General features: G+C 48.0%; 11 protein-coding genes. 1 reads left to right on the forward strand and 10 read right to left on the reverse strand.

Annotation, left to right across the window (positions count from 1 at the left end; translation table 11 throughout):
• Nucleotides 1-36 precede the first annotated feature (36 nt).
• A complete protein-coding gene (locus AAIH57_RS26590; protein ID WP_430023617.1) occupies nt 37-729 on the reverse strand; it encodes a copper homeostasis protein CutC in 693 nt (230 codons plus the stop codon).
• Nucleotides 730-867: 138 nt separating this feature from the next.
• On the opposite strand from AAIH57_RS26590, the gene AAIH57_RS26595 reads away from it, so the two are divergent.
• Nucleotides 868-1,806: a helix-turn-helix domain-containing protein gene (locus AAIH57_RS26595; protein WP_175397127.1), complete on the forward strand. Its 939-nt coding sequence runs from the start codon at nt 868-870 to the stop codon at nt 1,804-1,806.
• 47 nt (nt 1,807-1,853) lie between these two features.
• Here the strand turns inward: AAIH57_RS26595 and AAIH57_RS26600 are convergent, their stop codons facing one another.
• The 9 genes from AAIH57_RS26600 to AAIH57_RS26640 form a co-directional block, all read right to left on the reverse strand.
• Nucleotides 1,854-2,864: a sialidase family protein gene (locus AAIH57_RS26600; protein ID WP_430023619.1), complete on the reverse strand. Its 1,011-nt coding sequence runs from the start codon at nt 2,862-2,864 to the stop codon at nt 1,854-1,856.
• 240 nt (nt 2,865-3,104) lie between these two features.
• Entirely contained in the window at nt 3,105-3,296 is a 192-nt protein-coding gene (locus AAIH57_RS26605) for a hypothetical protein (RefSeq protein ID WP_175397129.1), read from the reverse strand.
• A 114-nt stretch (nt 3,297-3,410) separates the two neighbouring features.
• Nucleotides 3,411-6,194, reverse strand: coding sequence for a glycoside hydrolase family 3 C-terminal domain-containing protein (locus tag AAIH57_RS26610; protein ID WP_430023621.1), 2,784 nt, complete (start codon nt 6,192-6,194; stop codon nt 3,411-3,413).
• 463 nt (nt 6,195-6,657) lie between these two features.
• Nucleotides 6,658-7,746 (reverse strand): low temperature requirement protein A, encoded by a 1,089-nt coding sequence (locus AAIH57_RS26615; RefSeq protein ID WP_430023623.1) that lies wholly within the window; start codon nt 7,744-7,746, stop codon nt 6,658-6,660.
• 95 nt (nt 7,747-7,841) lie between these two features.
• Nucleotides 7,842-8,798, reverse strand: a complete 957-nt coding sequence (locus AAIH57_RS26620) for a ring-cleaving dioxygenase (RefSeq protein WP_430023624.1) — start codon at nt 8,796-8,798, stop codon at nt 7,842-7,844.
• A 98-nt stretch (nt 8,799-8,896) separates the two neighbouring features.
• Nucleotides 8,897-9,124, reverse strand: coding sequence for a DUF896 domain-containing protein (locus tag AAIH57_RS26625; RefSeq protein WP_175397153.1), 228 nt, complete (start codon nt 9,122-9,124; stop codon nt 8,897-8,899).
• 199 nt (nt 9,125-9,323) lie between these two features.
• The gene (locus AAIH57_RS26630) at nt 9,324-10,358 is read right to left on the reverse strand and encodes an SPFH domain-containing protein (protein ID WP_430023626.1); all 1,035 of its coding nucleotides are present in this window, start codon (nt 10,356-10,358) and stop codon (nt 9,324-9,326) included.
• 47 nt (nt 10,359-10,405) lie between these two features.
• The gene (locus AAIH57_RS26635) at nt 10,406-11,164 is read right to left on the reverse strand and encodes a TPM domain-containing protein (protein WP_246310978.1); all 759 of its coding nucleotides are present in this window, start codon (nt 11,162-11,164) and stop codon (nt 10,406-10,408) included.
• Nucleotides 11,165-11,202: 38 nt separating this feature from the next.
• A complete protein-coding gene (locus AAIH57_RS26640; RefSeq protein WP_430023628.1) occupies nt 11,203-12,234 on the reverse strand; it encodes a TFIIB-type zinc ribbon-containing protein in 1,032 nt (343 codons plus the stop codon).
• Nucleotides 12,235-12,253 lie beyond the last annotated feature (19 nt).

Here is a 12,253-nt window from a genome sequence, read left to right on the forward strand (position 1 = left end):
CGTAACACTCCCGTCATTCGTTGGATTGAATTGCAATTAACAACTGCCGCTTGGCTTCTGCGACCAATCGGGGATTAATGGGGTGCTGGAAGCTTCCTCATATCGCAAGCCTGATCCCATATGTATTTCCGCGATACCTGTTTGCCTTACCAAGGTTGGAATCTGGTCTATGGTTACCCCTGAGCCAGCCATAACCGTTACTTTCAGCTCTTGCCCCAGTTCCTGAAGCTGCTTTAATTCGGGCATGGCTTCAGGCGCTGACTTTTTCCCTCCGGATGTAAGTACGCGCTCAACGGAGCCCACTGTGCTGATGGACTTAAGCGCCCGTGTCAGGCTTGCGCTCGCATCGATGGCTCGATGAAATGTAACACCCAGCCCCTGGGCTTCGACTGTACAAGCTTGCAGGGATAGCAGATCGACTTCCCCCTCTTCCGTCAGGGCACCGATCACGATGCCAGAGGCTCCAAGTTCTCTCGCTACACGCACATCCCGGGCCATGGCGCCAATGTCTTCAGCGCTATAGCGGAACGAGCGGCTATGAGGACGGATCATGACATACACCGGAATGGGGACTTGAGATACCACTTGCTCAATGACACCTAAGCTGGGGGTAAGTCCTCCTTCAGACATGGCAGAGACCAGCTCAATCCGATCTGCTCCACCCTGCTCAGCTGCCCTGGCATCTGCCGCATCCATAGCGATCACTTCCAATACGGGCTGTCTTTTCATATGGCAGCTCCCTTCGTTTCTTCCAATATATAAGTCCTCAAGGCATCTCACCATTCACAAAACGTCCGGCTTTTTGACCTTTTGTGCACACTGACCGGATGGTATAATCTGTGACAACAATAATGAGGCGGTGATCCCATGGATACGGATGTGATTTTTCCAAATATGACGAGTACACTGCAGATTACGGGATGTCATTTTGGCAGGAAATCACCCGGTTGGGTCTATCCGAAGCACCATCATCATTTATATGAAGTCTTGTATTGCCAATCCGGAGAGGGCAGAATGCAGATCGGGACGGATGAAATTCTGCTGGGTTCGGGAGATTGGTTATTCATCCGGGCAGGCGCCAGACACCAGATGGAGAATGCTTGTGCTTGTACCAACGAATCTACAGGCGAAATTGAACCTATGGATCATTCGTGTTTCTCCTTTTTCAATATTCACTTCGATATCGATGATTCTGGGATGCGAAAAACGCTGAGCCAGCGTGAATATCGGCTTATTCCCCACAACCAGGCAGCTTCCACTGAACTGCCTGCTTATGTGACAAGAATTGAACTCGAGATGCAGCACAGTTTGTCTTCGAATTCTGCCGTGATCCAGAAAGACTCTGCAATCAGACTAACCTTGACCTCGGTCCAAAAGATGGCTCTGCAAGCCTACATTCTCCTGATTATTCAGGAAATAATCCTGCTGCAATCTGAGGAAGCAGAACATATTCCGGATGTCATACCGGAAGCTACCATGCATAAGGCGGATACCGCACACCGAATCGAAGAGCAGCTGCAGACCATGATCTCCAGCGAAGGTTCCATCACGCAAATGGCTGAAAAACTGAATCTGAGCCGCAGCCAGTGCACCAAAATATTTAAAGAAATATACGGCATTTCCCCTCGGCAGTATGTCACGGAAAAGAAGCTTAAACATGCGAAACAACTGCTTGTCAGTACCAATAAAACGATTGAGGACATCGCGGATGAGCTCGGTTATCATTCCGTCAGCCACTTTTCCAGACAATTTCGGCGTGGTACCGGTCTCTCACCGAATCAGTTCCGTCCACGCCCCATGACATAAAGGACCGACAAAGCGCATCATTAGTGCCTTCGCGGTCCTTATTCATCTTATGGGTTAACGGTCAGTTTCCAGAACGCAATCCGTTCTCTCTTCCACGTATAGGTGACATACAGTTCCTTCCCTTGGGCCACGATCGCTGGATACGAGTATTCCCCCGGTTTATTTTCCAGCACAAACTTATCGCCCCAAGTCTGACCATTGTCTGCTGAAAAGGCGATCACCAGCGGGGTTCGAGGACTCTCCGTTGCATACCCGCTGACTGGATTGAAGACAAGCGCAAGCAAGCCATTCTCCATCAACGTGGCATCAATTCCGCTATTATTGTTGGGCAGCTCTGTCCGGTAAGCTTCACACCATGTCCATCCACCATCATCCGAATCACTGCGAAAAACAGCCCCCTCGGTACTGCGCAGAAACATATGCACACACTTCCCGCCGGAAGACCACAAAGTGGGTTGAATTAGTCCCTTGGCAAACCAGTGCTCCGCACCAACATAGGTGGACAGGTCCCTCGGCACATGCGCACTCTTCGTCCATGTCTCCCCACGATCGGTTGAGATATCGACAAAAGACTCCCATATCTGTTTGCCGGAGCCCTCTGGTTCCAATCGTTCAATGGATGCCGGAGCCAGAATCATTCCATCCTCCAGTTGAATAGGCTTGTTGCGAACCGGCCCACGACCACCGATATCTCCAGGCACCAGTTCCTTGGGAGCGGACCACGTATGCCCACCGTCGCCGGAGCGAATGATGCGGGTATGCCAATCCGTTATTTCGTGCCCTACCTTGTAAAGCAGCATTAGTGAACCACCCTGCGCATACAGTACCGGGTTCCAATGAGCGATGCCCTCTTCATCTGCGACTTTACGCGGAGCAGACCATGATCCTTGTTCCTGCCTTGCCATCCAGATCGCAACATCACTTGCCTTCTCATGCCGGCCTGCAAACCAAGCAGCCAGCACAGCTCCATCCGGTAAAACAGCAACCGTGGAAGCATGGCTGCTCTGAAAAGGCTGACCTTCCTGAAAGATATATTGTTTGTCGGCAATGATCTTCATCAATGGAGTCCTCCTTTGGAATGGCAGGTTATTTCTGTCCCCTACGTTCTCATGTAAATGTGAAATTTAACTTATATCCCGTTGAGTCCGATTCCTCACTGTTATTTTCGTTATTGTATTAATGTTATTATTATTTAGGTTTAGTCTAAAACGTTAGGTTCAGAACGTCAATACAAAAAAAAGACACCCGGGAGGGTGTCTTCTTGCCTCGGATGTCCTAACGGGGCATCCAAGCTTTTTTTATTTTTTGCGACGAGCCTTCGTCATTCGATTAAACATAATAAGTGCGGCAATTACCATGGCAATCATGGCGATGTTACTCGCTGCTTCCTGCGACATGCCGAACAGCATGCCCAGGTTGGTTACCAGGCTTCTTACGATCAGCGCCACCGCAATCAGCAGGATTGGACTCCAAAAATTATACCTTCTCATCCTTCGCAACACTCCTGACCAGATTGTTCAGAATTCCAGGATATCCTAACAACATCATAACAGTCAGCCTGTCCAGTGACAACATTCCCCTCACTGAATGTCTGTCTGCCCGTCCTAGACCTGTTTGAATTCAATCCAGTCGATCTGCAGACCCGGCTTGGTGAAGTCAAGCTTCAACTCATACAGTCCTGCTTCCAGCTCTACTTTTACAAGCTTCTGTCTGATCCATTTGCCCTCTGTACCATTCGTTTGAATGGTCGTCATCAACTGGTCGTTCAGGAGCACATTACATGCGCTTTGAGCCAGTTCCGGCTCAGGGGACATGATCTGTACGATAATCCGATATTGGCCTGCCTCGTCTACTTTCATGTAAACCGGCTCACCTACAATAGGCTTCACTTGTGCATTCTCAGCCAGAACTTGGGCCTTTTCTGCAGAAAGGGATGCATTTGCCTGGAATGAAGCGACGTTCTCCACAATTTCATGCTTTCTGGAGGAAACTGGTGCATTCATGATGAATTTGCAAATATTGATCGCCGAGCGCTGCAGCTCTCCGCGTGTCAGTGTTCCATTGGCGAGAGATTCAATCGTATTGTCATCCCAGCCGTTGATCTCTGCGCCATAGTTTGGCACGACCATGTACAGGTCGTTCTGGGCACGGATCATCCAGTTTGTATATTTGCGGTCAGCCTCTCCGCCTTCGACCACATCGTTCATAATGGCCCACCAGTCTGTCATAACGATCCCGTCGAAGCCCCACTCTCCGCGTAGAATGGTCGTGTTCAGATCGTAGTTGGATGCAGCCCAGTGCCCGTTAACTGGGTTGTAGGAGGTCATGATGGAATTCGCGCCGCCTTGTTTTACCGCAATTTCGAACCCTTTCAGGTAAATTTCGCGCAGTGCACGTTCCGAGACTACAGCATCGACTTTGCTGCGGTGTTTCTCCTGATTGTTGCAGGCAAAGTGCTTCAGGGTCGCATTGGATCCACCCTTCATAATGCCTTTGGTGCATGCTGCAGCAAACACACCCGAGATCAGCGGATCTTCAGAGAAGTACTCGAAGTTACGACCATTCAACGGGCTCCGGCGGATATTGAGTCCAGGTCCGAGCAGGGTATCTACCTGATTTCTCAGCAATTCCTGTCCTTCCATAACGTACAGCTCTTCAACCAGATCCGTATTCCATGTCGCCGCCAGCAGCGTTCCGATTGATACTTGCGTGGCTTTCTCTCCGCTATCCATACGAATACCGGACGGGCCATCTGCTGTGCAGGCCACAGGAATACCATAGTTAAACAGGCTATCGCTGACACCACCGAATGCAGAAGCTGTACCGGAAGTAACGAGCGGACTGCTCATACCTTCGCCTCGCACAATCGCAGCCAGATCCTGATCGCTCAATTGGGCAATGAAGGCTTCCAGACTGACTTTGCCGTTTTTGACATCACTCAGTTTGTAGCCTTGGTTGCCCGTTTGCTCCAGCGTTTGTGGCAGGTTTTGCTCAATCCGATCAGCCATGGAGACCTGACGCTTCGGCACTTCCACGTAAGTCAGCTCGTATGATCCATCTGCCTTGCGAACACCCGGTTTCATCCGCGTGAAATCTTCGGTTGGTGCCATCGCCTCTTGCAGCTGCTCTACGACCTGAAGGGCGTCGATCACGTACCCGTCCTGGCCATCAACGCGGAAGTGCTGCGCTTGCTTGACGCTGGTTCCAACATGCAGACGATAGGTGCCCTCTTCGAGAACATAAGCGGAAGCATGACCTGTTACACCTGCATCATCGTAGGAAGCCATGGCCTTTACTGGGAAGCTTACAGTGAGGAGTTCTGATTCTCCAGGCTGAAGCAGTCCCGTTTTGCCGAAAGCCACCAGCGCTTTCACAGGTTGTCCCAGTTTGCCTTGCGGAGCTTCATAATACACCTGCACAACCTCTTTGCCCGCATATGTTGTGCCCGAGTTGGTCACGTTTACACGAACTTCAATCACGGTTTCGCCATCTTTGGACACCGATTTCGCTTCTTCCGGTTGAATGGCAAACGTCGTATAAGACAGGCCGTAACCGAATTCAAACTGAACCTTTTCAGGTCGAAACGTTTCGAAATAACGATAACCCACATAAATATCTTCCTGATACAGGTTCTTGAACTCATTGCCGTAGTTGCTTGTCGAAGGATAATCTTCGATGGAATACGCAATCGTATCTGTCAGTTTACCACTCGGTGTAACATCACCCGCCAGTACATCGGCAATCGCGTTACCACCTTCCATACCACCGTGCCAGGAGTAAATGACGCCTTGAATCGGATGTATATACGTTTCGTTCAGCCAGCTCATATCGATGATATTCGATACATTCAGCACTACGATGGTGTGTTCAAAATGCGCCGTAACCTGCTTCAGCATGGCTTTCTCATCTTCTGTCAGCTGGTAGCTGCCTGGTGCATCGGCATTGTCCTGATCTTCCCCTGCTGTACGTCCAATCACGACAATAGCCTTGCTGGACTTGCTTCTGGCTTGTGCAACCAGTTCATCTGTCAGAGGCATTTCCTTTTGGTTCCACGGTTCAGCAGCCCATACTTTACCGCCATCATCAAATGGATTTTCCTCAATCCACTTTTCATAGACAGCTGCCAGCTCTTCATTAACGGTTACATTCTTCTTGCTGCGCAGTCCATCCAGCAGATTGGTTGTATACGCTACATGTACACTTCCGCCTGAACCTGTGCCGCTACGATAGTAGTTGACTTGAATACGGCCAAAAACTGAAACGTTTTCGTTTTCACGAAGCGGAAGAACCTGACCTTCGTTTTTCAAAAGCACCGCGCCTTCTGCGGCAACCGTGCGGCTAAATTCTGCAAACCCTTCCAATGGAACTCCGATTTGATGTGTGCTCAATGATTTCCCTCCTGATTGTCATCCCCATATCCACGAATCGCTATGTATAAAATGAACTTAAAACAACCTACATTAGGCCACTTCGATTGCAGAACAACCTTCCGATCACTCTTATCCCCAGATTTCCTGACTCCCTTTTCTAAGGGAGAAATCCGGTGATAAAGGCGAAGTGTATGCTTCCGATGCAGCTTTCCTCCAGAAAGCTTTTAGCTTCGCTTCTCCAGGTTATTTCTGCCCTCTCCGTTCTCATGTATTTGTTACATCAAGCCCATCTTATAAATTAGATATTCAGTGATTTGGTAAATTCACTTGTACCTAGTCCCATATTAACAGATTCTATAGAAGAAAATAACTCACGAAACCGCTTTTTCACATTGTCGACATGCATTTTAGAAAAATTGTTAATCAAAAAAGCCACGAACGTAATTCGTCCGTGACTTTTAATGTATTTTCAATCCGCTACTCAAGTCGTCAGCTTCGCATACAGAAGGAAAAATAACATATCTTCCCCTACGATGACGTAGTTCGGAACCTGGTAGATCAGATCCACTATAACGAATGCAACCAATACCCCCACCATAGCTACCAGATGACGTGGACGCAGCCTTTGATGTGCATGCCGATAACGATGGAACACGAGCGAGGTCGAGAGGAAGTATAATAGCACAGATCCAAAACCAAACCCCAGCATGAACACATAGTTGAGCTCATTCAGATACAGCAGCTGAATTGAAGCTGCAATCATACTCATCGAAATGTAGATGAACAGATGCCCATAGATGATCGCTTGCCCGGCGGTCTGAATTTCTTTGCTAACCTTTTTCTCGACATTATCGAAATACTGCCACCACATCGCAATGACAAATATGGAAGTAAAGGCGGCAAACAGGATGGATCTCAGATCCCAATGATCCGCTTGAAGCACAGCGATAATACTGATCACCGACTCACCCAGCAGGATGAGTGTAAAGAGCGCAAAGCGTTCGAGCAGATGATGTGTGTGGATCGGTACCTTCACCAGATTTTTGCGACCAATCAGCGGAAGCACGATATCTACTGCGATCCCCGCATACAGCACGACATAACGCAGCCAGGAATCAAAGAACAGAGAACCCGTGGAGATCAGGATACCGATAATAAAGCAGATACCCAGATACCGGGCAGCCTGTTGTTGATGTGCACTTTTGGACTTATGTACTGTGAGATACTGAATTGCCGTAAATGCCCTCGATCCGATATACCCCACGAAGAATGACAGGTAATATTGGTCAAAATGAGTCGAGAGGCTTGCTGTCATGACGAGAACCGACAGAAGCTGAAGGATGAGAAAAACGCGATGGCTGAGGATATCCTGACCGTATCGGTTAATGAATAAGGTCTGCCCAACCCATGCCCACCAAACAGGGATGAAGATTAATACAAATTTCAACAGATATTCAAACGTAATGACGCCATGCTCGGCATGCAGCAGGACATGACCTGCTTTGGACACGGCTGCTACGAAGAGCAGATCGTAGAACAGCTCCAGCCAGGTAACCTTTTTCTCCACCATCCTTCGATGCTCCTTTGGGTTCAAGTCGTAATGTGCCTTATGTTACATTGAATCCATTCGCGGCCAGAACATCGCTCTGACCGCTAGGGTCTATATTATTTAGCAGCTGTCGCAGGTTCCAACGTTCTTACCACAATCGGCTGCAGGTTGCTCTCAATTTGATCACGATATTGCTCGAACCATTCTGGCAGCATCAGTTTTTGTCCGAGTGCATCCGCAGGTTCGTCTTTCGCAAATCCCGGTGGATCTGTCGCAATTTCAAACAGGATTCCACCCGCTTCTCTGAAGTAGATGGCGTTAAAGTATTGACGATCCCGGACCGGAGTTGGTTGATATCCGTATTGATATACGGCACCTCTCCATGCTTCATGCTCTTCAAAATCTTTGGCACGCCACGCAATGTGGTGTACTGTGCCTGAGCCGCCTACTCCCAGAGGGATCCGAGTGACCGGAACATCCACGACATTACCGATATCGCCGCTGGAGCGGAAGCGAGCATATTCCTCATTTTCATCCACTCTGACGAATCCCAAAATATTCTCCAGCGCATCCATCGTTCTTTGCGGATTCACACTGAACAATACTGCACCACCAAAGCCTTTGATGGCTTTGTCTGCCGGAATTCCTTCATGCTCCCATGTGCTGGCAGCTCCTTCTTCCCGTTCAACAAGCTCAAGCCGCAGACCTTCACTGTCTTCGAATTGGAGAAGTTCTTCGTTAAAGCGACTTGTTTTAGTTACCTCAATGTTATACCGTTCCAACCGATCCTGCCAGAAGCCAATAGTCCCAGGAGGAATGACATACGAGGTGATGCCTACTTGACCGCCGCCAATTTTACCCCGAGGTGATCCGGCAGATGGGAAGAAGGTAATAATGGTTCCCGGGCTGCCTTTCTCATCTCCAAAGTACAGATGGTACACGTCTGGTGCATCGAAGTTGATTGTTTTTTTCACGAGACGAAGTCCCAGAACCCCGGCGTAAAAGTCGACATTGGCCTGTGGATCTCCCGCAAAAGCCGTAATATGGTGAATACCTGCAGTTTGAAGTGTCATAAAAAATTCCTCCTTGGATTTTCGAATGGGATATGGTGGTTTTTAATATTTATCGTAATTTGTATTATCTTTAAATTAAGATATATGACCGATTGAATTTAGCTGTTATTTTGGCTTGCTTGTTCCTGTTTCAATTTATCCGGAGTAACGTCATCGCCGTTCGGATCATAGATGGTGACATTCAGCAGAATATCATTGATCGAACCGCGAAAGACTTGCAGATATTCCTGACGCAGACGAATTTGTTCCGCTTTCTCCATCTCTGTCAATTCTGCCTCTTTTGCTTTTCTGGAAAGTTCGTTTATTCTGGTCAATGTTGGAATCATCATCTTGATCTCGCTCCTTGTAATTTGGATTCAGATATTTTTTCTTTGGTGTCGTTTACTTTTGAATTAAATATCTTAAATTAAAGATAAATGATTTCGGAAATATTGTCAACACTTTTATCAAACTTAAATTGAAATTGAAAAAGGGCCTGCTAACGATTACTCACTCTCATGCAGGCCCTTCTTATATCGGGTTACATTAGCCAAGCTTTTGCCCGCAATTTGGACAGAAGTTGGCTCCTTCATTTTTAGCACCACAGTTCGGACAGAAGTTCGGCTTCTTCGCACCTTCGGAAGAAGATCCTCCCGTGGAAGCGGATGGTTGATCCTGGTTTTGACCTGAGTTGCTGCTGCTGTTATTGTTTTGGCTCTGGCCTTGATTCTGGTTATTGGAATTCATGTTCTTCATCATTTCATTCGCCATGTTCATGCCCATCATCATACCTGCCATATCGGAAGCAGCACCACCGCCCTTGACCTTACCGGATGCAATGCCATCCGTCATGCTGACCTGCTGGTATTTCTGCAGATTACCGATCATCTCGTGCGAAGCAGTCTTCGTAATCATATCCTGAATTTCCTGCGGATAATTGAAACTCATCACCTGGAAGCCGGTAATGCCGATCCCGATGTCCATCATCTGCATATCCAGGTCTTCCTGAATGCCTTTGGCAATCTCCGATGCGTTTGCCTGCAGGTTGAACATATCCTTGCCCTCGCGGCTGATCCACTTCATCAGCAGCTGGTCCAGAACGGAAGTCATGCGGATTTTGACATCCTCGACCAGATAGCTCTGCTTGATGCCCGCAATTTTATCAATTAGTGTGACATAGTCACTCACTTTAAAATTAAACGTACCGTTGGCCCGAATCGGCATCCCGCCCGGGAGCTGCGGTGTCGGAATCAGTACAGGACTCTGCGTCCCCCAACGAACGGTAAATTCCTTTGTATTCACAAACAGCACCTCGACCCGCATGCCGCTGTTGAATCCGAATTTAAATCCTTTTAATGTAGATAGAAACGGAATGATCTCGGAATCGATATTAAATGAGCCCTCCTCCTCAAAAATCCCTTCCACTTTGCCGTTATTCAAAAAGATAGCGTCCTGGCCCGACCGGATAATCAGCTTACTGCCCTTCTTGATCTCCCGATTGCTCCACTTCCAAAAAATCATGTCATCCCTGAATTCTTCCCATTCCACCACATTCGAGAATTGATTTTTGAAAAATCCCATAATCGTTCCCATCCCTTCTATTTGGACCTGCCCCGAAAGCTCAGATACTAAAACGAACCTCTGCTTCCGCTATGTGAATGGCCGCCTCGGGTGGTACCTCCACCACCGCCGCCTCCGCCGTTGTTATTGTTTCGTTCAATTTTTTGTTTGGTGACCGTTGTACGGATATATCGGTCCTGACGATCAAGTACACTGGAATTACTGGAATCCTCATATGTCGCCCGATTGACGGTGACCCGTCCTCCAGATCGGTAGGCCATCACACCAACTACGATTCCGCCGATTGCGACTGATACAGCAAGTTGAAACCAACCGTTGAATAAAATATTATTAGGATTCACACCCGGTTTGTACCCCATGTACTCGTAAGAGAGCCTGATATATTTTTCGAAAGCTAGCTTATAGTCACCATTGGATAAATCAGGGGTAATTCTGCTGCGGATAGCTTGCAGCCGCCCATTATCCAAATAATCCTCTGCTTTATAAAATCCAGCCAGGTACACTTCCCGAAAATTCATATCCATTGTCAAAATGACGGCATTACCGTGGGCTTTATCATACCCTAGTGCCTGTTCATCATAGAAATCCTCGGTCAGCAGCTCTACATCCTGATTTTCCGTATTGTTCGTTGTCAGGATAATAAAATCCGTCTGCCTCTCGTCACCATATTCATTCGCCAGTGCGTTCAATTCGCTTTCTTCCTGCTCGCTCAGCAGATTGGCCTCATCATAGATGAGATTTTTGTCCTCTGCTGCCGATGCTGTCTGAACGGTAAACACGGGAAATGCGAGACCGATCACCAACATTACCAGAGTAGCCACCATCGCCAGATATTTGGCCTTTTTCACAGGAACCCACCTCCCATCATCCAGGAGACCAGTTTCAAGGACAGCAAGGAAACGGCCGAAACACCTGCGAACCATCCCGCCACTTTGGCTTTGCTAATGGGAGGTTTGCCGACTACCTTTCCCGTTTGACCATTCATGGCAAAGGTATACTGAGAACGATTAAAGTCATAATAGACCATCCACACTGGAAGCAGCACATAGTCCGCATTTTTTAAGGTGGTATCGATTTGTTTGTCCGTGTAGCTCACACTGTTATAACCGGATACCGTTGAAGCAATGTAAGAATCAATATAAGATCGGGTTTTCTCCTTGGCCCGCGGATATAATTCTTCATCCGTATAATTGTATTTTTCGGCAATGTATCCCGCTAGATACGGAGTCTTGAACTCTTTCAGCTGGTTATAGGGAAACGGCTCCAGCTTATCCATCAGCTCATCCTTCATTTTCTCCGAAGCATCAATCGGCAGATTCACATAGTTGAGCCGGATTTTGCGGTAAATATCAAAATGCTGTGTTTCCGTATAATGGTAGTCGCCTTGCGTATAGGTTTTCACCTTGGTCCCGCGACCGTGAACTTCGATTTTGTTATGTAGCTCATATAACCAGAAAGGCACATACATCCCGGTGATATTCTGAATCCGATCTGCACTCATGAATCCGCTTGGCGTCAGCAGACCGTTTCGGCACCACTTTTTGAATGCCTGCATCGCCTGTTCCTTACTGATGGAAAAGGGAATCACCCTAACCGGTGCCAGATCACCTGTCAGCCGATCACTCAGTACAACCGCCGCTCCGCAAAAGCTGCACGTGGTCGCACTCGTCTCCGGTTCCGTGACGATATCCGCGCCGCAGCTGTTGCAGTGGTACTGCTTCACTTCATTTTCCGTGAACACCTGTTTCTTGAGCGGGTCTGGGAGTTGCTCAATGTTGTCCTGCCGCCCACAGCTCGGGCAGGATAATGCTCCTGTCGTACTGTCAAAAACCATGCCACTGCCGCAGTTGGGACATTTGTATTCAATAACTGGCATCTGCTCACCTCAATGTCTA

Origin of the sequence: Paenibacillus sp. MABNR03, assembly GCF_050455445.1 — a bacterium.
GTDB lineage: Bacteria > Bacillota > Bacilli > Paenibacillales > Paenibacillaceae > Paenibacillus > Paenibacillus xylanilyticus.

Coding starts and splice junctions, on each gene's coding strand:
- AAIH57_RS26595 (WP_175397127.1), top strand. CDS start 868: ATGGATACGGATGTGATTTTTCCAAATATGACGAGTACACTGCAGATT.
- AAIH57_RS26605 (WP_175397129.1), bottom strand. CDS start 3,296: ATGAGAAGGTATAATTTTTGGAGTCCAATCCTGCTGATTGCGGTGGCG.
- AAIH57_RS26640 (WP_430023628.1), bottom strand. CDS start 12,234: ATGCCAGTTATTGAATACAAATGTCCCAACTGCGGCAGTGGCATGGTT.
- AAIH57_RS26615 (WP_430023623.1), bottom strand. CDS start 7,746: ATGGTGGAGAAAAAGGTTACCTGGCTGGAGCTGTTCTACGATCTGCTC.
- AAIH57_RS26620 (WP_430023624.1), bottom strand. CDS start 8,798: ATGACACTTCAAACTGCAGGTATTCACCATATTACGGCTTTTGCGGGA.
- AAIH57_RS26625 (WP_175397153.1), bottom strand. CDS start 9,124: ATGATTCCAACATTGACCAGAATAAACGAACTTTCCAGAAAAGCAAAA.
- AAIH57_RS26600 (WP_430023619.1), bottom strand. CDS start 2,864: ATGAAGATCATTGCCGACAAACAATATATCTTTCAGGAAGGTCAGCCT.
- AAIH57_RS26590 (WP_430023617.1), bottom strand. CDS start 729: ATGAAAAGACAGCCCGTATTGGAAGTGATCGCTATGGATGCGGCAGAT.
- AAIH57_RS26635 (WP_246310978.1), bottom strand. CDS start 11,164: ATGTTGGTGATCGGTCTCGCATTTCCCGTGTTTACCGTTCAGACAGCA.
- AAIH57_RS26630 (WP_430023626.1), bottom strand. CDS start 10,358: ATGGGATTTTTCAAAAATCAATTCTCGAATGTGGTGGAATGGGAAGAA.